21 protein-coding genes are annotated in these 19,783 nt (G+C 71.2%); 14 read left to right on the top strand and 7 right to left on the bottom strand.

Going from position 1 to position 19,783, the window contains the following annotated elements; all coding sequences use genetic code 11:
• Positions 1–19 precede the first annotated feature (19 nt).
• The 4 genes from Q343_RS0100635 to Q343_RS0100650 are packed head-to-tail and all read left to right on the top strand — an operon-like array spanning position 20 to position 5,413.
• Entirely contained in the window at positions 20–913 is an 894-nt protein-coding gene (locus Q343_RS0100635; RefSeq protein WP_428829330.1) for a carbohydrate ABC transporter permease, read from the top strand.
• On the top strand, positions 910–3,462 hold the full coding sequence (locus Q343_RS0100640; RefSeq protein ID WP_052366723.1) for a glycoside hydrolase family 2 protein: 2,553 nt from the start codon (positions 910–912) through the stop codon (positions 3,460–3,462). Before Q343_RS0100635 ends, Q343_RS0100640 begins: the two co-directional genes overlap by 4 nt.
• Complete coding sequence (locus Q343_RS0100645) at positions 3,459–4,427, top strand: glycoside hydrolase family 113 (RefSeq protein WP_029251660.1); 969 nt, start codon at positions 3,459–3,461, stop codon at positions 4,425–4,427. The genes Q343_RS0100640 and Q343_RS0100645 overlap by 4 nt, the downstream gene beginning before the upstream one ends.
• Entirely contained in the window at positions 4,427–5,413 is a 987-nt protein-coding gene (locus Q343_RS0100650; RefSeq protein ID WP_029251661.1) for an acetylxylan esterase, read from the top strand. The genes Q343_RS0100645 and Q343_RS0100650 overlap by 1 nt, the downstream gene beginning before the upstream one ends.
• Before the next feature lie 52 nt (positions 5,414–5,465).
• On the opposite strand, the gene Q343_RS15030 is transcribed toward Q343_RS0100650, so the two are convergent.
• Positions 5,466–5,765: a WhiB family transcriptional regulator gene (locus tag Q343_RS15030; RefSeq protein WP_043109085.1), complete on the bottom strand. Its 300-nt coding sequence runs from the start codon at positions 5,763–5,765 to the stop codon at positions 5,466–5,468.
• 154 nt (positions 5,766–5,919) lie between these two features.
• On the opposite strand from Q343_RS15030, the gene Q343_RS0100660 reads away from it, so the two are divergent.
• The 4 genes from Q343_RS0100660 (at position 5,920) to Q343_RS0100675 (ending at position 8,103) form a co-directional block, all read left to right on the top strand.
• Positions 5,920–6,198: a type II toxin-antitoxin system VapB family antitoxin gene (locus Q343_RS0100660; RefSeq protein WP_029251662.1), complete on the top strand. Its 279-nt coding sequence runs from the start codon at positions 5,920–5,922 to the stop codon at positions 6,196–6,198.
• Positions 6,195–6,590, top strand: coding sequence for a type II toxin-antitoxin system VapC family toxin (locus Q343_RS0100665; protein WP_029251663.1), 396 nt, complete (start codon positions 6,195–6,197; stop codon positions 6,588–6,590). Before Q343_RS0100660 ends, Q343_RS0100665 begins: the two co-directional genes overlap by 4 nt.
• 76 nt (positions 6,591–6,666) lie before the next feature.
• Positions 6,667–7,341, top strand: a complete 675-nt coding sequence (pnuC, locus tag Q343_RS0100670; protein ID WP_029251664.1) for a nicotinamide riboside transporter PnuC — start codon at positions 6,667–6,669, stop codon at positions 7,339–7,341.
• 45 nt (positions 7,342–7,386) lie between these two features.
• Positions 7,387–8,103: a phosphatase PAP2 family protein gene (locus Q343_RS0100675; RefSeq protein WP_029251665.1), complete on the top strand. Its 717-nt coding sequence runs from the start codon at positions 7,387–7,389 to the stop codon at positions 8,101–8,103.
• Positions 8,104–8,145: 42 nt separating this feature from the next.
• Here Q343_RS0100675 and Q343_RS0100680 read toward each other — a convergent pair whose 3' ends face one another.
• Together Q343_RS0100680 and Q343_RS0100685 are read right to left on the bottom strand one after the other, a co-directional pair.
• Positions 8,146–10,266 (bottom strand): glycosyl hydrolase family 28-related protein, encoded by a 2,121-nt coding sequence (locus Q343_RS0100680; protein WP_081829523.1) that lies wholly within the window; start codon positions 10,264–10,266, stop codon positions 8,146–8,148.
• Between the two features lie 163 nt (positions 10,267–10,429).
• Complete coding sequence (locus Q343_RS0100685; protein WP_029251667.1) at positions 10,430–10,711, bottom strand: DUF427 domain-containing protein; 282 nt, start codon at positions 10,709–10,711, stop codon at positions 10,430–10,432.
• 149 nt (positions 10,712–10,860) lie between these two features.
• Here Q343_RS0100685 and Q343_RS0100690 point away from each other — a divergent pair, with 149 nt between their 5' ends.
• From Q343_RS0100690 to Q343_RS0100715, 6 genes are all read left to right on the top strand, one after another.
• Entirely contained in the window at positions 10,861–12,594 is a 1,734-nt protein-coding gene (locus tag Q343_RS0100690; RefSeq protein ID WP_029251668.1) for a cation:proton antiporter, read from the top strand.
• A gap of 184 nt (positions 12,595–12,778) precedes the next feature.
• Positions 12,779–13,051, top strand: a complete 273-nt coding sequence (locus Q343_RS0100695; RefSeq protein ID WP_029251669.1) for a hypothetical protein — start codon at positions 12,779–12,781, stop codon at positions 13,049–13,051.
• Between the two features lie 73 nt (positions 13,052–13,124).
• Entirely contained in the window at positions 13,125–14,294 is a 1,170-nt protein-coding gene (locus Q343_RS0100700) for a sensor histidine kinase (protein ID WP_029251670.1), read from the top strand.
• Positions 14,291–14,959, top strand: a complete 669-nt coding sequence (locus Q343_RS0100705) for a response regulator (RefSeq protein ID WP_029251671.1) — start codon at positions 14,291–14,293, stop codon at positions 14,957–14,959. The genes Q343_RS0100700 and Q343_RS0100705 overlap by 4 nt, the downstream gene beginning before the upstream one ends.
• 91 nt (positions 14,960–15,050) lie before the next feature.
• Positions 15,051–15,971, top strand: coding sequence for an ABC transporter ATP-binding protein (locus tag Q343_RS0100710; protein WP_029251672.1), 921 nt, complete (start codon positions 15,051–15,053; stop codon positions 15,969–15,971).
• Positions 15,968–16,804 (top strand): ABC transporter permease, encoded by an 837-nt coding sequence (locus tag Q343_RS0100715; RefSeq protein WP_029251673.1) that lies wholly within the window; start codon positions 15,968–15,970, stop codon positions 16,802–16,804. The genes Q343_RS0100710 and Q343_RS0100715 overlap by 4 nt, the downstream gene beginning before the upstream one ends.
• Before the next feature lie 10 nt (positions 16,805–16,814).
• Here Q343_RS0100715 and Q343_RS0100720 read toward each other — a convergent pair whose 3' ends face one another.
• The 4 genes from Q343_RS0100720 to Q343_RS0100735 form a co-directional block, all read right to left on the bottom strand.
• Positions 16,815–17,447, bottom strand: a complete 633-nt coding sequence (locus Q343_RS0100720; RefSeq protein ID WP_029251674.1) for a TetR/AcrR family transcriptional regulator — start codon at positions 17,445–17,447, stop codon at positions 16,815–16,817.
• 36 nt (positions 17,448–17,483) lie between these two features.
• Positions 17,484–17,666: a hypothetical protein gene (locus Q343_RS15035; protein WP_029251675.1), complete on the bottom strand. Its 183-nt coding sequence runs from the start codon at positions 17,664–17,666 to the stop codon at positions 17,484–17,486.
• Positions 17,667–17,750: 84 nt separating this feature from the next.
• Positions 17,751–19,397, bottom strand: coding sequence for a DHA2 family efflux MFS transporter permease subunit (locus tag Q343_RS0100730; RefSeq protein WP_029251676.1), 1,647 nt, complete (start codon positions 19,395–19,397; stop codon positions 17,751–17,753).
• A gap of 8 nt (positions 19,398–19,405) precedes the next feature.
• A complete protein-coding gene (locus Q343_RS0100735) occupies positions 19,406–19,753 on the bottom strand; it encodes an ArsR/SmtB family transcription factor (RefSeq protein WP_052366724.1) in 348 nt (115 codons plus the stop codon).
• Positions 19,754–19,783 lie beyond the last annotated feature (30 nt).

Consider the following 19,783-nt stretch of genomic DNA (forward strand, 5'->3'; position numbering starts at 1 on the left):
GCACACGAGGCCACGTCCCGTGGCTGCCCCGAGCCGCTGGGAGTCCGCCCGGATCGGTGCGCGACGCCAGATCCGCGCCGCCTCACCCCTGCTGGGACCGATCGGGGCCGCGGCCAAGTACGCGAGTCTCTTCGTCGCCGTCGCGGTCGCCCTGATCCCCCTCGTCACCGTTCTCATGGCAGCGTTCAAGACGCCCGAGGAGTTCGCCACCACCTCGCCGCTGGACGCGCCGTCGAACTGGCTGAACTTCGACAACTTCGTCACGGCCTTCGTCAAGGGCGGGATGCTGACCGGGTTCGTCAACACCTCGATCATCCTGGTCGTCGCCGTCACGGGCACGGTCGTCATCGGGTCGATGACCGCCTACGCGCTCGACCGGTTCGACTTCCGAGGCCGCAAGCTCGTGCTGCTCGGCTTCCTGCTCGCCACCCTGGTGCCGGCCGTGACGACGCAGGTCGCGACCTTCCAGGTGATCAACGCCCTCGGGCTCTTCAACACGCGTGGCGCCGCGATCGTCCTGTTCATGGGCACGGACATCGTCTCGATCTACATCTTCCTGCAGTTCATGCGGTCGATCCCGCGGTCGTTGGACGAGGCGGCGATGCTCGACGGCGCCAACCGCTTCTCGATCTACGCACGCATCGTCTTCCCACTGCTGAAGCCGGCGATCGCCACGGTCGTGATCATCAAGGGCCTGGCCATCTACAACGAGTTCTACATTCCCTTCCTCTACATGCCCTCCCGCGACCTCGGCGTCATCTCGACGTCCCTGTTCCGGTTCAAGGGCCCGTTCGGTGCGCAGTGGGAAGTCATCGCGGCCGGTGCCATGATCGTCATCATCCCGACGCTCATCGCGTTCCTCGTACTTCAGCGGCACATCTACAACGGCATGACCTCAGGAGCTACCAAGTGACGAGCACGACGGCGCCGACGGCGGCGCACACGACCACCCGTCCGACCGGCGTCCTGCGTCACGACCTGGTCACGGGGTGGACCGTCACCCCGGTCGCCGGGCCCGCCCTGGGCCGGGTCACCGACCCGGTCCCCGCGACGGTCCCCGGCAGCGTGCACACCGACCTGCTCGCGGCCGGCGTGATCGCCGACCCGTACCTGGACGACAACGAGTCGGCCCAGAAGTGGATCGCGCACAGCGACTGGCGCTACGAGACGACCTTCGAGTGGACGGCCGGCGGTCACGACCGTCACGACCTGGTGCTCGAGGGGGTCGACACCGTCGCGACGGTCGAGGTCAACGGGGTCGTCGTCGTCGAGCCGCGCAACATGCACCGCAGCTACCGGGTGGACGTGGGCGAGCACCTGCACGACGGCGAGAACCGGCTGGTCGTCACGTTCGCCTCGGCCGTCCGCTACGCAGACGCCCAGTCGCTGGCGCTCGGCTACCGCCCGCAGGTCAACCACCACCCGTTCAACGCGATCCGCAAGATGGCGTGCAGCTTCGGGTGGGACTGGGGGATCGACACGGCGACGAGCGGCCTGTGGAAGCCCGTCGCGATCGAGTCCTGGTCGACGGCCCGTCTCGCCTCGGTGCGCCCGGTGGTCACGGTCGACGTCCCCGACGGTGCCCGTGCGGGCGCCCGGGGTGACGGCGTCGTCGAGGTCCACGTCGAAATCGAGCGTGCGCCGTCGTCCACCGAGGCGCTCGACGTCGTCGCCCGGGTGGGTGAGGCCGCGACCACGGTGACCGTCCCGGCCGGGGAGTCGTGCGCCGTCGTGCGCGTCGAGGTGCCGCAGGCCGAGCTGTGGTGGCCGCGCGGATACGGCGAGCAGCCGTTGTACGACGCCGTGGTGTCGATCCGTACAGAGGCTGATCGGGACGAGTGGGCCGGGCGGCTGGGCTTCCGCGACGTCGGCCTGCGGATGGAGCCGGACGCCGAGGGGACGAGCTTCGACGTCGTCGTCAACGGGCGCACGATCTGGGTCAAGGGCGCCAACTGGATCCCGGACGACGCCTTCCCACACCGCGTCACCCGCGAGCGCTACGCCGCGCGGATCGCCCAGGCGGAGTCCGCCAACATGAACCTGCTCCGGGTCTGGGGCGGCGGCATCTACGAGGCTGACGACTTCTACGAGCTCTGCGACGAGCGCGGCATGCTCACGTGGCAGGACTTCCTCTTCGCCTGCGCGGCGTACGCCGAGGAGGACCCGCTGCGCTCGGAGGTCGAGGCCGAGGTCCGCGAGAACGTGACGCGCCTGGCGCACCACGCCTCCCTCGTGCTCTGGAACGGCAGCAACGAAAACATCTGGGGCTGGCACGACTGGGGCTGGCCCGCGCGCCTGGACGGCCGGACCTGGGGCCTCGGGTACTACACCGACCTGATCCCCGCGATCCTCGGCGAGCTGGACCCGCACCGCCCGTACACCCCGTCGTCCCCGTGGTCCGGCTCGCTCGACGTGCACCCCAACGACGTCGACCACGGCTCGATGCACTCGTGGGAGCTGTGGAACCGGCTCGACTGGCCGCACTACCGCGATCTCGTCCCGCGGTTCATGGCGGAGTTCGGGTGGCAGGGGCCGCCCACGTGGTCGACCCTGACGCGGTCGATCTCGGACCACCCGCTCACCCCCGAGTCCCCGGGCATGCAGGTGCACCAGAAGGCGATGACCGGCAACGACAAGCTCACCGACGGGCTCGTCGCGCACGTCCCGATGCCGGACGACATGGACGACTGGCACTGGGCGATGTCCTGGAACCAGGCGGTCGCGATCCGCACGGCGATCACGCACCTGCGCTCGTTCGGCGAGCGCTGCACGGGCTCCGTCGTCTGGCAGCTCAACGACTGCTGGCCAGTCGTCTCCTGGGCGGCGGTCGACGGCGACGGGCACGCCAAGCCCCTGCTGCACGCGCTGCGTCAGGCCTATGCCGACCGGCTGGTGACCGTCCAGCCGCGCTCCGCGGACGGCGGCCACGGCACCGGCTCGCTCGCCGTGGTGCTGCACAACGACACCGACGAGGCGTGGGGCGGCGAGCTCCTCCTGCGTCGCGTCCGTGGCGTGGCCGCCGGTGCCGGTGACGTCCTCGCGGAGAAGACGGTCGCGGTCGACGTCGGCCCGCGCGGGGTCGTGCAGGTCGAGGTCCCGGCCGAGGTCGTCGAGGCCGGTGACGCCGCGACCGAGGTCGTCGTCGCCACGCTCGACGGAGCGCGCGACGTCTGGTTCCACGTGGAACCACGCGACGCGACCGCGGGGACGCTCGAGGCGACGGCCGAGCGCGACGGGCGCGACGTCGTCGTGCGCGTGACCGCCCACGGCCTCGTCCGTGACGTCACGCTGCTCGTGGACAAGGTGGTGCCGTCGGCGGAGGTCGACCGCGCGCTCGTGACGCTCCTGCCCGGCGAGACTGCGGAGTTCCGCGTCTCGGGGGCCGGCGACGCGGCACCCGAGGCGTTCTGTGCGCCGACGGTGCTCCGCCACGTCGGTCAGCTCGTGGGCGGTGCCGCGTGACCGCCGTCGTGCCCCTGCCGGGCGGACCGGTGCTGGGGATGACCTGGGGATGGCCCGGCGTCCGGGGGACGTGGGCGACCGAGGCCGCCGAGGCGTCGATGACCGCGATGGTGGACGACCTGGCTACGACCTGGACCGCCGTCACGTACGCCACCGAGCAGCAGACGGTGTACTCGACGCAGATCCCGTTCACCGAGGCGCCGACACTCACCGACGACGAGGTCCGGTGGGGGATCCGGGCCGCCAAGGAACGCGGCCAGAAAGTCTGCCTCAAGCCGGTCGTCAACGTCGCCGACGGAACCTGGCGCGCCTACATCGGATTCCTCGAGCCGGACGTGCCCAACGAGCCGACCTGGGGCCAGTGGTTCGACTCCTACCGCGCGTTCATCGTGCACCACGCACGGATCGCGGAGGAGGAGGGTGCGGAAATGTTCTGCGTCGGCTGCGAGATGGTCCGCTCCGACAAGTACGACGACGAGTGGCGCCGTACCGTCGCCGCCGTGCGCGAGGTGTACACCGGCCTGGTCACGTACAACTGCGACAAGTACCAGGAGGACCGCGTCACCTGGTGGGACGCCGTCGACGTGATGAGCGCGTCCGGCTACTACCCGGAGGGCGGCTGGGAGGCGCAGCTCGACCGGGTCGAGGCCGTCGTGGAGCGCGAGGGCAAGCCGTTCTTCTTCATGGAGACCGGGTGCCCGAGCCGCACCGGCTCGGCACGGGTCCCCAACGACTGGACCCTGGTGGGGGAGCCCGACGTCGGCGAGCAGGAGCGGTGGTACGCCGACATGCTCGCCGCAACGGCCGCACGCCCCTGGGTGCAGGGCTGGGTGCTGTGGGACTGGCCCGCCACGCTGTACTCCTCGCAGGACGCGGCGCAGGACGACGACTATTGTCCGTACGCCAAGCCTGCCGCCGCCGTCATCGCCGAGCGGTACAGGGCACTCGCCACCCCGGAGGACTGATGCCGTTCCTCGACCTGCCGCTCGCCGACCTCGAGTCGTACGTCGCCGACACCCGCGAACCCGACGACCTGGACGCCTTCTGGCGGCGCACGCTGGCGGACTCTCGGGCGGCGGGCGGGGCCGTGCAGGTCAGTCCCGTCGATACCGGACTGACTGCGGTGACGGTCGACGACGTCATCTTCCCCGGGTTCGCAGGAGACCCGGTCCGGGCCTGGCTCACCCGACCGGCCGGTGCCACGGGCGCCCTGCCCGTCATCGTCGAGCTCGTGGGGTACGGCGGTGGTCGCGGGATGCCGCACGAGCACACGCTCTGGGCCACCGCCGGGTTCGCGCACCTCGTGATGGACACCCGCGGGCAGGGCAGCGCGTGGGGCAACGGGGGTGCGACCCCCGACCCCCACGGCTCCGGACCCGCGACCCCGGGGTACCTCACCCGCGGGCTCGAGTCGCCCGAGCAGCACTACTACCGCCGGGTCGTCACCGACGGGGTGCGCGCCGTCGACGCCGTCGCACAGATCGAGGGCCTCGACGCCTCGCGCGTCGTGGTCAAGGGCATCAGCCAGGGCGGCGGGCTGGCGCTCGGGGTCGCCGGGCTGGCTCGTGGACTCTGCGGGGTCCTCGCCGACGTGCCGTTCCTGGCCGCGTTCGAGCGCGCCGTCGCGATCACGGACGAACGCCCGTACGGCGAGCTCCGGCAGTGGCTGTCCGTCCACCGCGACGGCGCAGCCCAGGCGCTCGCGACGCTCGCCTACGTGGACGCGGCCAACCTCGGTACCCGCGCGGACGCCCCGGCGCTGATGTCCGTCGCGCTGATGGACAACGTCTGCCCGCCGTCGACGGTGTACACGGCGTACAACCGGTACGCAGGACCCAAGGAGATCGACGTCTACCCCTACAACGGGCACGAGGGCGGCCAGCAGCACCGGTTCCCGCGCCAGCTCGCCGCCGTGCGCCGGTGGGTGGGGCCCGACCGGCACGCCCGCTGACCCCCACGTCGGTCGAGCCTGCCCGCACGTCGGTCGAGCCCGTCGAGACCCCCTATGCCGCGAACCGCGGACGCCGGCGGTTCGCCCGCTTGCGCTGACTCGCCGTCATGCCGCCCCAGACGCCCTTCTCCCGGACGTGGGCGAGGCCGTAGGCCCGGCACTCGGCGAGGACGGGGCACGACTCGCACCGTGACGCCGCCTCGAGCTGCTCGTCGGCGTCGTCGGAGGTCCAGATCGCCGTCGCCGCGACCGACCCGCTCCGGCAGGGGATCCGGTCGCCGCTGCCCTCCGTGGCGTCGATGGCGTCGATCAGGTCGGCGAGGTCGACGTCCCGCTTCTCGTCGATGAACATGGTGCCTCCTTCGGTTACCGGTAGTTCGGAGCGAAGGGGGCGATCGGATGCAGACCGGAGACTCGCATCGTCGGGACGCGAGGGGAAGAGCGTCATGTCTACCCGGGGTAGACGGTCTGATGTCCACGGTAGAAGCCGAGTATCGTGAGCGGGTATGAGCCTGAACATCAAGAACGAACGGACGCACGCGCTCGTCCGACAGCTCGCAGAGCTCACCGGCACGTCCCAGACGAGCGCCGTGGAGGGCGCGGTGCGGCGGCAGCTGGAGGCCGTGCTCGCAGAGCGAGAGCGGTCGGACGAGGCCGCCGACGCGCGACGACGCCGGGCAGGCGCCCTTATTGCGAGCCTTCGGGCCGACCTGACGGATGCGGACCGTGCGGCGTTGCGCGTCGCCGACGGTGATCTGTTCGACGAGTCGGGCCTGCCGGCATGATCGTCGACACCTCCGCGATCGTCGCGGTGCTGCTCGACGAACCTGCGGCACCGGCGATCGCCGAGCTGCTCCTCACGGAGACATCGGCGATGTCCGCGGCCACGCTCGTCGAGCTCGGTGCCGTCGTCGGGGGTCGCCTCCCGCCGCAGCAACGTCGCCGTCTTGACGCGTTGATGGAGCTCTGGGAGATCGAGATCGTCCCGTGCGACGCGGTCCAGGCCGAGATCGCGCGCGCGGCCTACCGCGACTTCGGGCGGGGGAGCGGACACGCTGCACGGCTCAACCTCGGGGACTGCTACGCGTACGCGCTCGCGTCGGACCGTGGTGAACCGCTGCTGTTCGTCGGCGACGACTTCTCGCACACGGATCTCACCCCGGCGCTCGTGGGCTGAGGAAGTATCTTGGCCTCCGCCGCGTTACGCGTGCGGCCGCACCCCGCGGCAGTGAGGGAACGAGGAGACCGCATCCGTGGACGCCATTCGTTGGTTGTTCGACGCCCAGCTCGTCATCGGTGACCAGACGATCCTCTGGCGCGAGATCGTCGGCAACGTCTTCGGTCTTGCCTCGGCCCTCGGCGGAATGCGTCGCAAGGTCTGGGCCTGGCCCGTCGGGATCGCCGGCAACCTGCTGCTCTTCACCGTCTTCATGGGCGCCGTCTTCGACACCCCGAACCCGGTGAACCTGCTGGGGCAGGCCGGGCGGCAGGTCATGTTCATCGCCGTCTCGGTCTACGGGTGGAGGCAGTGGCGCACCCGCGGGGACGCTCCCGCCGTGACCCCGCGCTGGGCGTCCGCCCGGCAGCGCACCGGGCTGATCGTCGCGCTGGTCGCCGGGACGGTGCTGCTCACGCCGATCTTCCGTGCGCTCGGCTCGTTCGAGCCCGTCTGGGCCGACGCCTGGATCTTCGTCGGCTCGATGCTCGCGACCTACGGCATGGCGCGCGGGTGGACGGAGTTCTGGCTGATCTGGGTCGCGGTCGACCTCGTCGGGGTTCCTCTCCTCGTCTCCGCCGGGTACTACGCGTCCGCTTTCATGTACGTCTTCTACGGCGCGTTCACGCTGGTGGGCTTCTTCGTGTGGCGTCGCGTGCAGCGGCGGGGTCCCGGGTTGGACTCGCCGGAGATCGAGACCCTGGGCGGTTGACGCCTGCGACGGGCGAGTTCTGCCCGTCCGGTCTAATCTCCCGGGATGTCCGTGACGTCTTTTGTCCACAGGTACGAGATCGACCAGAGCGCGCCCACCGTGCGGGAGGCCGCTCGCGACCTCGCCGTACGTGCGCTCCTGCCCGCCGCCGGGCTGTGGCTCGTCATCGTGGGGGCAGGGTTCCTGATCACCGGCCCGCTCGACGACCTGCCGGGGGAGCAGGGCGTCAACGACTGGTTCGTCGACCACCGCGTGCCGTGGCTGGACACGTTCACGTCCGTCTTCTCGCAGATCGGCACGACGGAGTTCATCATCGGCGGCACGACGGTCGCCGTCGTCCTCATCCTGTGGAGGACGCGGCAGTGGTGGCTCGCCGTCGTGCCGGCGCTCGCCGTCGCGATCCAGGCCGCGATCTTCCTGTCCTCGTCACTCGTGGTCGGGCGTGAGCGCCCCGAGGTCGAGAAGCTCGACGACGTGCCGCCGACGTCGAGCTTCCCGAGCGGCCACACGGGCGCCTCGTTCGCCTTCTACCTGACCCTGATGATGTTCGCGCAGCGGATCGGCAACCCGGCGCTGCGGACCACCGTCTCCGTGCTGTGCCTCCTGGTGCCCGTGCTGGTGGGCGTCGCCCGCCTGTACCGCGGGCTGCACTCGCTGACGGACGTCGTCTTCGGCATGGTCAACGGCGTCGTCTGCATGGTGCTGGCCTGGGGGTATCTGCGGCGTGACACCGCCGGGGACGGGCGGACGATCGCGCGCTGACCAGCCGTGGTGTGCGGCGCGCGGCCGCACACCACGGTGACGTCACCAGGCAGACGGGGCAGGGGGTGGGACGACCTCGGGCCGGTCGTTGCAGCTGATCACGTTGGGGGTGTAGCGGCCGAGCCAGTTCGCCGGCCCGTCGCCCCACGGGGTGATCGTCGCGCCGTCGTTCCCGCCGAGGTCCTCGAGGGAGAACTCCGAGCCGGCTGCAGGGAAGCCGAATGCTCCGCAGTTGTTGACCCCTGCCCAGCCCACGTTGCGCGCGTCGACGTTCTCGAACGACGCTGACCCGCGGACCCGTGCGCTGACCACTGACGTCCCGGTGCCGTCCACCCGCACGTCCCGGAACGAGACGCCTTCGATCACGTTGGCGTCCTTGTGCTCCCAGTCCGTGATCAGCAGGATCGCGTTGTAGGCACTGTCGAGATAGTGGTCGCCCGTTACCTGGATGTCGGCGTCGATGCTCTGGTCGAGTGCATAGATCCAGAGCGAGCCGAGTCCGAACTGCCAGTTCAGGTCCTCGACCCCGCCACGGACGGTCGTGTTGTCCGTGAACGCGATCGTTCCGTCGAACGCTGTCGCGCCGAACCGTGCACCGGCATGGAGGGCGCTGCCCTCGCGCAAGGGATCGGCGACGAGGTTCCTCTCGACCGTGATGTCCTTCCCGCCGTAGATCGCGATCCCGTTGGCGAGCGTCGGCGTCTGGACGGTGTTGTTCCGGAACGTGTTGCCCTCGTTCTGCGGACCCGGGTCGTCGAGGTCGCCGCCGGCGTCCGACCACATGGCCATCGCGTCGTCGCCCGTGTTCCGGAAGAAGTTGTTGCTGGCCTCCGAGTTCGTGACGCCGAGGTGGAAGTTTATGCCGTCTGCGATCTGGTCGACGATGATGTTGTCGCGGATCGTGACGCCGTCCATCGGCCCGTCAAGCCACAGCCCGACCTTGGTGTGCTGGATGTACAGGTCTTCGAAGGATGAGTCAGAGAAGGCCCCGCCGATTCCGTTCACCTGATCGGTGTCGATGCGCTCTCGGACGTCGCCACGGATCGCGAATCCGGAGAGATGGACGTTCGAGCTGCCACCGTCTTCGGCCCACCTGCCGTAGAACCCGACCCCGGTGTGGACCGAGCCGTCCTCGGTCGGCTCGTCGAGCTCGACCTCTGAGCCCTCAAAGCTCGTGTACCAGTTCCCCGCTCCGACGATCGTCACGTCATCGACGAGGATGTGCCGGTCGACGCGGTAGTGCCCCGGCGGGACGTAGACCGGGCGGCCGTGCGACTTTGCCCTGGCGATCGCGGCGTCCATCGCGGGCGCCGAGTCCTTCTTGCCACGGGGGTCGGCGCCGAAGTGGAGGACGTTCACGCCACGGGCCTCGACATGGGGCGGAGCGACCAGCTCGGTGTCGAGCAGATCGATCGTCGTGAGGTCGGCCGTCGCGTTCTTCGGGACCTCGAGCCGGACGACTGCCCCTGCCTCGTAGGTACGTCCCAGGAGCATGCGCTGCTCGTTGTAAAAGTGCATGGGGCGGAACGGAGTCGTGATCTCCCGGGACTCCCGGTCACATCCTTCGGCTCCCAGCGGGCCGTCGCACTCGACCGTCCACCATTCCGGGTGCAGAAGCTGGGCGTTCGGGTCGTTGGTGAACTGATACTGGTTGTAGAGCCACGAGTACTCGGACGTGAGGTCCATCTTCTGCAGGTGGCCGCCGTCGACCCGAACGTTCAGCCGGGACGTGATACCCCCACCCTCGGGCGCATCAGGAACGGAGTACCGGACGGTGATGGCGTTGGTCTCGGCAGGGAGTGTGAACTCCACGAACTGACCCGGCTCGAGCTGGACCGCCGATCGGCCCGAGGCCTCCGCGGCGAGATCGTAGGCCTGGCGGGACGAGATGACGGTCCCGTCCGTCGTCGAGTTCTCTGCCTCCTGCTCGAGAAACGCGACATCGGCTCCTCGGCCCTCGACAAGTGCGGGGTCGAGCCCTGCGCGGGTCAGAACCGGGGCGACGCTGTCACTGTCACTGTCGCGGTGCGCCGCAGAACTGGCTGCCCCCGCGGTGAGGAGGAGCGTGCAGGCGCCGAGCGCTGCGGCTGCTCGGACCAGTGGGGTGACGCGGTACTGCGGCGCGCTCGTCGGCGCGGGCCTTGGGCTGTCGGTGCGTCTCATCGTCGACTCGTCGTCCTTCCGGGAGTAAGGCGCACGGCGTCGTTGCCCTGCGCCTCACTGACCGTAGGCCGCTTCGCGAGCCGCCACAAGAGTAAAAGGCAAGTTTATGCATCATCGCGTCTTGTTCTTGCGTTATATACGCAAGATGCCAGCAGGCGCTGTGCTATGCCATGACGCGAAATCCGCTCCCGAAGGCGGCGTGGCCGGAGATCTCCGCCGCGGCCTCCATCGGCTCCGGGTACGCCCAGACGCTGTCGACGCCGTCGGGGCCCGCTCCTGCGAGGCTCCAGTAGTGCGCCTCGCCCTTCCACGGGCACGTCGTCCGGGTCCTCGACGACTCCAGCAGGTCCCAGCGCACGGCCTCGGGCGGAAAGTAGTGGTTTCCCTCGACGACGACGGTGGCCTCGCTCTCGGCGACGACGACGTCGTTCCAGATCGCTTGCATCACGGTGCTCCTTCGCTCGGTGGTCTGGAGAGAACCCCGCGCGCGGCCCGGGGATTCCCCGGACACCCCGCCGTCCTCCGTCGCGCCGTCGTCGAGGCGGCGTGGTAGTCAAGGTCTAGATCCGTGCGGTCGGCAGAGGGAGACGGTTGATGGACTACGCGCTCGTGGCGGTGGTCGGGGTGCTCGCGATCGTCGGCGTCTCGGTCCTCGGCCCCCGGGTCGGCGTGGCGCCCCCGCTCCTCCTCGTGCTCTTCGGCGTCGGGCTCAGCCTCGTGCCCGGCGTGCCGCCGGTCGAGGTCGAGCCGGAGATCGTGCTCGCCGGTGTGCTGCCCCCGCTGCTCTACTCCTCGGCCGTCTCCATGCCGACGATGGACTTCCGCCGCGACTTCCGCTCCATCGCGGGTCTGTCCGTGGTGCTGGTCGTGCTCACGTCGTTCGTCCTCGGGGCGATCTTCAGCTGGCTGATCCCCGGGGTCGACCTCGCGACGGGCGTCGCGCTCGGCGCGGTCGTCAGCCCCACCGACGCCGTCGCGACGTCCATCGTCCGTCGCCTGGGGGTCTCGCCCCGGATCGTCACGATCCTGGAGGGAGAGGGGTTGCTCAACGACGCCTCGGCCCTCGTCCTGCTGCGCACCGCGATCGCGGCCACCGCCATCTCCGTCTCGTTCTGGGAGGTGCTGGGCGACTTCGTCCTCGCCGTCGGGATCGCCGGGGTGGTCGGCTACCTCGTGGGCAACGTCAGCCTGCGCATCCGCAGCCGCCTGACAGAGCCGGCGTCGAGCACCGTCATCTCCTTCGCGACGCCGTTCGTCGCCTACTTCCCGTCCGAGGCGCTCGAGGCCTCGGGTCTTGTCGCGGCGGTCACGGCCGGACTCGTCGTGGGGCAGGGGGCTCCAAGGTTCCTGACGCCCACGGACCGTCTCTCGGAGCGCACCAACTGGCAGACCGTCGAGATTCTGCTCGAGGGCGCCGTCTTCCTGATCCTGGGGCTCGAGCTGCTGGAGACGGTCGAGGACGTCCGGCAGACGCACGGGAGCATCGCGAGCGCGATCGGCCTCGCCGCGCTCGCGGCGCTCGTCATCGTCCTCGTCCGGGCCGCGTACGTCGCGCCGCTGCTGCTGGGGGCGTCGCGACGGGCGCGCAAGAGCCGTGCCGAACGACCCCGGGTCGAGGAGTTCGGGGTCGAGCTGGAGCGCAGGGTCGAGCAGATGCGGGCGGACGAGCGGTTCGACGACGAGCGCACGGGGCGGCGCATCGACCACGGCCGACGTCGGCTCAGCCGCCGGCTCGCCGACATCGACTACGTCACCGCGGCCCCGCTCGGCTGGCGGGAGGGCACCGTCCTGGTGTGGGCAGGGATGCGCGGTGCCGTGACCGTGGCCGCCGCCCAGACGCTGCCCTCCGACACCGTTCAGCGGCCCCTGCTCCTGCTGATCGCGTTCGCCGTGGCGATCAGCACGCTGTTCGTCCAGGGCGGGACCCTGCCCTGGGTGGTCCACCGGCTCGGGCTCGGTGGCGCTGCAGACGGTGACGGCGACGAGCGCGACGCGCTCATGCAGGTCATGAACCGGGCGGTGGCCGACGTGCTCGAGGACGAGAACCTTCGTCGGGCGGACGGAAGCGAGTTCAACCCTGCGGTGCTCGGCAAGATCCGCGCCCGCGTCGCGCGCCGCACGGCCGAGGGTGCGGAGATCGTCCCGCGGGAGATCTCCGCACAGATCTTCGAGCTGCAGATCCGCGTCATCCAGGCGCAGCGCGAGGCTCTGCTCGAGGCACGGTCGCTCGGCACCTTCGACTCCTCCGGGCTCTCGGCGGCCCTCGCGGTGCTCGACGCGAACGAGATCAGCGCGCGGCTCACCGCGGGGCCCGACGGCCCGGAGTGACCGACGTCGCCCTGTTCACGCGCCGCCCTGATCGATACGCTGGCCAGGATCTGTTGTCGCCCGCTGGTGTGCTGCCCGTTGATCCAGGGTTCCCGGTCCGTGCTGACAGCACCTTCGCTCGTCGCCCCGGCGTCCGGCCGCCCTGGTCCGTGCAGCCTCTCGTGGGCCGAGCCTGAGGAGCCACGTGCCCAACGCACTCTCGACCCTGTCCGTCGTCTTCGGAGCCGCACTCGTGACGGTGGGAGCCGTCCTGGGGATGTCCGTCTCCGGCGGGTCCGAGATCGGGAGCGTCTTCGCCGACGCCGGGCTCGGGGGAGTCGCCGTCGCCGCGGCAGCGACCGCGGTGCTGGCCCTCGTCGTCTCCGGTGTCTGTGCGCTCATCGCTGCCGGCTGCGACGCGGCGGGCACCCGGGGGACCGGACGCGAGCTCGAGGCGCAGGTCGAGCTCGTCGCCTGACGTCCGACGCCCGCGGGGGTGCCCGCGCGTCGTGCCGGAGGCGCGTCGGGCCCGGCGCACGTAGCGTGCAGCCGTGAACACGTTCACGCGCCTCCGGCACGTCTGGCGGACCCACGTGGTGGCCGCGGACGCCGTGCTCGCGGTCGCCGTCCTCCTCGTGGTCGGCCTTCCCCGCGCGCTCGCTCCGCCATTCGTCGACCCGGTGACGGCGGCTGAGCTGACCGCCCTCGCGATCGGCTGTGCCGCGCTGGTGCTGCGTCGGACGGCACCCGTGGCCGTCCTGGTCGTGACGACCCTGATCGCGGCCGCGTCGGTCGTCGTCGGCGGCGGGATCGCGACCCCCGTGGGCCCGGCCTTCGTCGCGCTGTTCACCGTCGCGAGCCGTGTGACCTGGGGACGGGCGGTCGCCGCCGCGCTGGCGCAGGTCGGCGTCCTCACGCTCGCGCTCGCGACGGCGGGCCTGGAACCCTGGGGAGATGTCCAGGTGGTCGGCCTGTTCGGGTGGTGCGGGATGGTGACGGCCGTCGGGATCGCCGTCCGGGCCCAGCGGGCGGTCGTGGAGTCCGCGGAGGAGCGGGCTGCTCGCGCCGAGCACACTCGCGAGGAGGAGGCGGCGCGCCGGGTCGGCGAGGAACGACTGCGGATCGCGCGCGAGCTCCACGACGTGCTCGCGCACCACGTCGCCGTCGTCGGGGTCCAGGCAGGGGTCGCCGAGGTCCTGATGGAGTCACGTCCGGACGCGGCGCGCACCGCGCTCGGCCACGTGCAGTCGGCCACCGAGACCGCGCTCGCCGAGCTGGGAGACCTGCTCGAGGTCCTGCGGGACGCCGCGGACGACGACGCGGCGACGCGCCCTGCGCCGGGACTGGCGAACCTCGACGAGCTCGTGGACCGGAGCCGGGCGACCGGGCTGCTCGTGAACCTGCATCGGGGCGGTGCGCGTGAACAGCTCCCGGCGCTCGCCGACCACGCCGCCTACCGGATCGTCCAGGAAGGGCTGACCAACGCGCACAAGCACGGCACGGGGCGCGCCGAGCTCCTCGTCGAGCAGTCGCCCGTCGAGCTCCGGGTGCGCGTGGAGAACCCGGACCCGACCGGTGCTGGTCGTACGGGCGGGTCCGGGTACGGTCTGGTCGGGATCCGTGAGCGCGTGACCGCGGTGGGCGGCACGATGCGCGCGGAGTCCGTCGCGGGGACGTTCGTCCTCGAGGCGTACCTGCCGATACGGAGGGGGTCTGGATGACGACGGTCCTGATCGTGGACGACCAGGAGCTGATCCGGGCGGGCTTCGCCGCGCTCGTCGACAGCACGGACGACCTGCAGGTCGTCGGGCAGGCGTCCGACGGCGCCGAGGCGGTTCGTCTGGCGCGTGCCGCCCGGCCCGACGTGGTCCTGATGGACATCCGGATGCCCGGGACCGACGGCCTCGAGGCGACCGAGCAGATCTGCACCCTGCCGGAGCTGGCCGGCACCCGCGTCGTCGTGCTCACGACCGTCGAGGCGGACGAACAGGTCCTGCACGCGCTCCGCGTCGGGGCGAGCGGGTTCCTGGGCAAGGGGGTGCGGCCCCAGACGCTGCTCGACGGCATCCGGACGGTCGCCGCGGGGGAGTCCCTGCTGTCGCCGACGGCGACACGCGCCCTGGTCGCCAACTACCGCCGACGTGCGGACGAGCCGCGGCCCGACACCGCGGCGCTGGACGCGCTGACGCCGCGCGAACGTGAGGTCGTCGCACTCGTCGCCGAGGGGCTGAGCAACGAGCAGATCGCGGAGCGGCTCGTGGTCTCCCCGCACACCGCCAAGACGCACGTCAACCGCGCGATGGTGAAAGTGGGGGCGCGGGACCGTGCCCAGCTCGTCGTCGTCGCGTTCCGGGGCGGGCTCGGCGGAGACGTACCGCAGCCGTAGTACGTCCACAGTTGCTCCCCGGGGGTGACGACACGGCGCGGGCGTGGCGAGATGCTGTTCGCAGCACCACTTCCCACCGACCGGAGCAGCCATGATCGAGGTCCAGAACCTCACCAAGACCTACGGGGACGTCGTCGCGGTCGACGACGTCACGTTCACCGTCCGCCCCGGTGTCGTCACCGGGTTCCTCGGCCCCAACGGGGCGGGGAAGTCCACGACGATGCGCATGATCCTGGGACTCGACCGCCCGACGTCCGGGACGGTCGCCGTCAACGGCCGTCCGTACCAGGACGCCGTGGCGCCCATCGCCGAGGTCGGCGCACTCGTCGAGGCGCGGGCCGTCGACGGGCGGCGGTCGGCACGCAACCACCTGCGCGCGATCGCCGCGACCGTCGGCATCGGTGACGGCCGCGTCGACCAGGTGCTCGAGCTCGTCGGACTGACGGACGTCGCCCGCAAGCCCGCGGGCGGATTCTCGCTCGGCATGGGTCAGCGCCTGGGTATCGCCTCGGCACTGCTCGCGGACCCCGACGTCGTGATGCTCGACGAGCCTGTGAACGGCCTTGACCCGGACGGGATCCTCTGGATCCGCGGGCTGCTCAAGCAGCTTGCCGCCGAAGGACGGACGGTGTTCCTCTCCTCGCACCTGATGAGCGAGATGCAGATGACCGCCGAGCACCTGATCGTGATCGGGCAGGGGCGCATCCTGGCCGACGAACCGCTGCACGCCATGATCGACCGGGCCGCGGGCGAGCGCGTCGACGTCGTCTCGCCCGACGGCGGGCGGCTCGCGGAGCTGCTCGCCGACGACGGCGTGGTCGTGACGTCGGCGGAGCCAGGAGTCCTGCAGGTCACGGGCGTCGCGGCGGAGCGGATCGGTGACGTGGCCGCGGAGAACGGCGTGCGCCTGCACCAGCTCCACACCGTGGAGCCGTCGCTCGAACAGGCATTCATGGACATGACCGCGGGAGCAGTGACGTACCGCGGAGGACGAGAGGACACACCCCGATGAGCGCCGCCACGACCTCCCCCCGCGCCGTCGACCACGCGTCCCTACGCCTGACGTTCGGCCATGTGGTGCGCCACGAGTGGATCAAGCTCACGTCGATCCGGTCGATCTGGTGGTTCCTCGTGGCGACCGTCGGGTCGATGGTCGTCTTCGGCGTCGTCGCCTCGTCCGTCGTCGCGGGCGCAGAGGAGATCCCGGAGACCCTCCCGCCAGGAGCTCCGAACCTCTCCGACCCGCTGTCCGTCGTGCTCGGCGGGTCCGGGCTGGCGCTGCTGATCATCGGCGTGCTCGGCGCGATGATCGGCGCGCGCGAGTACGGGTCCGGCATGGTCCGGACGACGTTGACCGTGGTTCCACGACGGCTGTGGACGCTCGGCGCGAAGGTCCTGTGCTTCGTCGCCGTCCTGACACCGACGGTGCTGCTCTCCTGCGCCATGGCGTTCACCGCCGGGATGCCGGTGCTGGACGCCGCCGGCAAGGAGACCGTCGCCATCACCGACGACGGCGTGCTCGGTGCGGTGCTCGGGACGGCCGGCTATCTCGTGGGCGTCGGGGTGCTGGGCCTGTGCCTGGGTGTCGCGTTCCGCAGTGTCGCCGCCTCGATCGGCACGCTCGTCGGCGTCGTGATCGTGCTCCCGCAGCTCGCGTCGATGATCATCCCGGAGGAGTGGGACGGCGTGCTCGCATACCTTCCGTCCAACGCCGCGAGCTCGTTCACCGCGGTCGTGCCGCCGGACGGGATGCTGTCGGCCGCCGGCGGGGTCGCGGTCTTCGTCGCATGGGTCGTCGCGGCGCTCGTGTGGGCGGCGGTCGGTCTGGTCCGACGGGACGCCTGAACCCGGGGAGTCAGGGCGGCGAGCCGTCCTGACTCCCCGGAGCCCCCGCGTCGTCGGGCGGACGGACCGGCCCCGTCAGGTAGTGCTGCAGCGCGGGGGCGACGGACGCGGCGACCGACCGCGGGTCGGCCGACGCGAGCGGCTCGATCCGGACGATGGCGCGCGCGAGCGTCAGCCCGACGATCTGCGACATCAGGAGCGAGCCGCGGTACTCGGGATGGTCCGCCCCGATCGCGCGGGCGAGGGGGGCGAGGAGCTCGGCGGTGAGGCGCTCGCGGATGATCGCGGCCGACTCGGGTGCCGAGGTCACGGAGCGGACGATCGAGACGATGCGGGTCCTCTTGGCCTCGTCGGTCAGCAGGTCGAGGGCAAAGACGGCCAGTCGTTCTCCTGCGGTGCCCGGGTCGCCGGCGACGATCCGCGGGATGACGACCGACGGGTCGACGGGGAGGTCGACGACGGTCGCGAAGAGCTCGGCCTTCGATCCGAAGTAGTGGCTGATCAGTGCCGGGTCCACCCCGGCGTCGGTGGCGACGGAGCGCAGGGTGGTGCGGTCGAACCCGAGCTCGGCGAAGCGGAGCCGAGCGGCCTCGGCGATCTGCTCCCGGGTGTCGGCGTCGCCGGGTCGTCTGCCTCGTGCCATGCGGTGAGGCTACCCCCGATGCCGGGGGTGACGAGGTCAGGCGGAGCAGAGGCGGTGGCCGGGCCAGCGCTCGACGAGGTCCTCGTCGGCGGCGAGGCGTGCGGAGTCGGTCCGGGCGAGGTGGTGGGCGGTGCGGTGGCGTACGAGCGCGCGGTGGTCGTTGTCGATCGCCCACATCAGAGCTTCGCGAACCTCGTCGTGGGTCGGTGCGGTGTTCATGCCGTCCTCCTTGTTCAGGACCGAGCTGCTGCGGCCTCTATGAACTAGGACGTTCGGGCAGCACGATTCGCACGCGACTTTACATCACGGTTTGGTAACGACTTCTCGCCGGGACGCGCGGACCACGAGCCCCGAGCCCGCGAGGCCCAGGAACAGGAACGCGGCGGCCACCAGCAAGGACGCCCGGGTCGCGTCGGCGAAGCCCTCGGAGAGCGCGTCGACCACCTGGGGAGTGGCGTCCCCGGCAGGGCTGTCGGTCCCCTCGGAGCGCAGCTCGCTGATGACGCTGCCCGCGGAGTCCGTCGTCGCCGTCGTGAGCTGCTCGCTGACGCCGGCGGGGACGTCGGCGACCTCGTCGATCGCGGCCGGGACCGCCGTCGCGAGCCCGACGGCGAGGGCGGCCCCGACGAACGCCGTCCCCAGCGCGGACCCGACCTGGCGTGCCGTGGACTGGGTGGCCGACCCCTGGCCGGAGAGCTCGGCCGGGACCTCCGAGAGGGTGGTCCCGGTGAGCTGCGCGGACGCCAGGCCCAGGCCGAGGCCGTAGACGGCGAGGAGCGCGGCCAGCAGCCACGCGGACGTCGTGGGCGTGACCGTGAAGGCCACGGCGATCACGCCGACGACCTCGAGCAGCAGCCCGATCACGACGACCATCGGCGCGCCGACCGCCGCGGCCAGGTGCCGCGCCATGGCGCCGGAGAAGAAGGCGCCGAGCGCCATCGCGGCGAGCACGAGTCCTGCCCCCATCGTGGACAGGCCCAGCACGTTCACGAGGAAGAGCGGGAGGACGAAGATGATGCCGAACTCGCCGACGGCAACCGTCATCGCGGTCAGGTTGCCCCACCGGAACGTCGGGATCGAGAACAGGGAGAGGTCCAGGAGCGCGGACCGCCCGACGCGGGCACGGTGCCGCTCCCAGGCCACGAAGCCCACCAGCATGATCACGGCCAGCGCGAGAACCACCGGGACGACCGAGACCGGTGCGTCGGCGGACCAGGTCAGGCCGAAGATGCTCAGCGCGGTGTCCGGCGTCCACCAGCCGAGGGTCTGGCCCTCGATCAGCCCGAAGACGAGAGCGCCGAAGCCACCTGCGGAGAGCAGGAGGCCGACGACGTCGAGCCCCGGCTCGGAGATGTGAGCACGGGTCTCGGGGACCCACAGGAAGGTCCCGACGAGCACGAGCGCGCCGATCGGGAGGTTGACCAGGAAGATCCACGGCCAGGTGAACGACGTCGTGAGCCACCCGCCGAGGAGCGGCCCGACGGCGGCCATGCCGGAGATGACGGCGCCCCAGATGGCGAACGCGGTGACGCGGTCCTTGCCGCGGAACGTCGCGTTGACGGTCGAGAGGGTGGCGGGCAGGACGAGCGCACCGCCGAGACCCTGGACGACGCGGGCGCCGATCAGCGCCTCTGCTCCGCCCGCGACGGCGGCCAGGAGCGAGCCGACCGTGAAGAGCAGCACGCCGATCACGAGCATCTTGCGGCGGCCGAGGCGGTCGCCGAGCCGTCCGGTGGTCAGCAGGAGTGCCGCGAACACGACGGCGTAGGAGGCGTTGACCCACTGCGCGTCGATCAGGTCGAGCCCGAGGTCGTCGATGATGACCGGCAGCGCGACGCTGACGATGGTCCCGTCGATCACGATCATCGACAAGGCGGTCGCGAGGACCAGCAGGGCGCGCCAGCGGTGGTCGGGCCGGGCGGTGGCTTCCGGGTCGTGCGGTGGCGTCATGCGACTCCTCAGGTCGCCTCGACGGTACCTCTCAGGGCGGCGGAGAGCCGTTCGAGGCCCGCGGGGGCGAGCGAGTAGTACGCCCAGCGTCCGCGCTGCTCGCGCTCCAGGAGCCCGGCGCCGACCAGGATCTTGAGGTGGTGGCTCACGGTCGGTTGGGCGAGCCCGAGCGGGCCGGTGAGGTCGCACGCGCAGATCTCGCCCTCGTCGGCCGTGGCGACCAGGGCGAGGAGCTGGACGCGCGCGGGGTCGGCGAGCGCCTTGAAGCCCTGGGCGAGGTCCTGGGCGGCCGCCGGGTCGACGGCCCCCACGACGCCGCGGCACACGCGGGGCGTGCGGGGCGGAGCAGCGGTCATCCCTTCATCTTGCCACGCATCGACATCTAT

This window comes from Paraoerskovia marina DSM 21750 (assembly GCF_000701465.1).
Taxonomy (GTDB): Bacteria; Actinomycetota; Actinomycetes; order Actinomycetales; family Cellulomonadaceae; genus Paraoerskovia; species Paraoerskovia marina.

Coding starts and splice junctions, on each gene's coding strand:
- Q343_RS0100665 (WP_029251663.1), top strand. CDS start 6,195: ATGATCGTCGACACCTCCGCGATCGTCGCGGTGCTGCTCGACGAACCT.
- Q343_RS0100685 (WP_029251667.1), bottom strand. CDS start 10,711: ATGCAAGCGATCTGGAACGACGTCGTCGTCGCCGAGAGCGAGGCCACC.
- Q343_RS0100690 (WP_029251668.1), top strand. CDS start 10,861: ATGGACTACGCGCTCGTGGCGGTGGTCGGGGTGCTCGCGATCGTCGGC.
- Q343_RS0100735 (WP_052366724.1), bottom strand. CDS start 19,753: ATGACCGCTGCTCCGCCCCGCACGCCCCGCGTGTGCCGCGGCGTCGTG.
- Q343_RS0100710 (WP_029251672.1), top strand. CDS start 15,051: ATGATCGAGGTCCAGAACCTCACCAAGACCTACGGGGACGTCGTCGCG.
- Q343_RS0100705 (WP_029251671.1), top strand. CDS start 14,291: ATGACGACGGTCCTGATCGTGGACGACCAGGAGCTGATCCGGGCGGGC.
- Q343_RS0100680 (WP_081829523.1), bottom strand. CDS start 10,266: ATGAGACGCACCGACAGCCCAAGGCCCGCGCCGACGAGCGCGCCGCAG.
- Q343_RS0100730 (WP_029251676.1), bottom strand. CDS start 19,397: ATGACGCCACCGCACGACCCGGAAGCCACCGCCCGGCCCGACCACCGC.
- Q343_RS15030 (WP_043109085.1), bottom strand. CDS start 5,765: ATGTTCATCGACGAGAAGCGGGACGTCGACCTCGCCGACCTGATCGAC.
- Q343_RS0100660 (WP_029251662.1), top strand. CDS start 5,920: ATGAGCCTGAACATCAAGAACGAACGGACGCACGCGCTCGTCCGACAG.
- Q343_RS0100715 (WP_029251673.1), top strand. CDS start 15,968: ATGAGCGCCGCCACGACCTCCCCCCGCGCCGTCGACCACGCGTCCCTA.
- Q343_RS0100720 (WP_029251674.1), bottom strand. CDS start 17,447: ATGGCACGAGGCAGACGACCCGGCGACGCCGACACCCGGGAGCAGATC.
- Q343_RS0100650 (WP_029251661.1), top strand. CDS start 4,427: ATGCCGTTCCTCGACCTGCCGCTCGCCGACCTCGAGTCGTACGTCGCC.
- Q343_RS15035 (WP_029251675.1), bottom strand. CDS start 17,666: ATGAACACCGCACCGACCCACGACGAGGTTCGCGAAGCTCTGATGTGG.
- Q343_RS0100675 (WP_029251665.1), top strand. CDS start 7,387: ATGTCCGTGACGTCTTTTGTCCACAGGTACGAGATCGACCAGAGCGCG.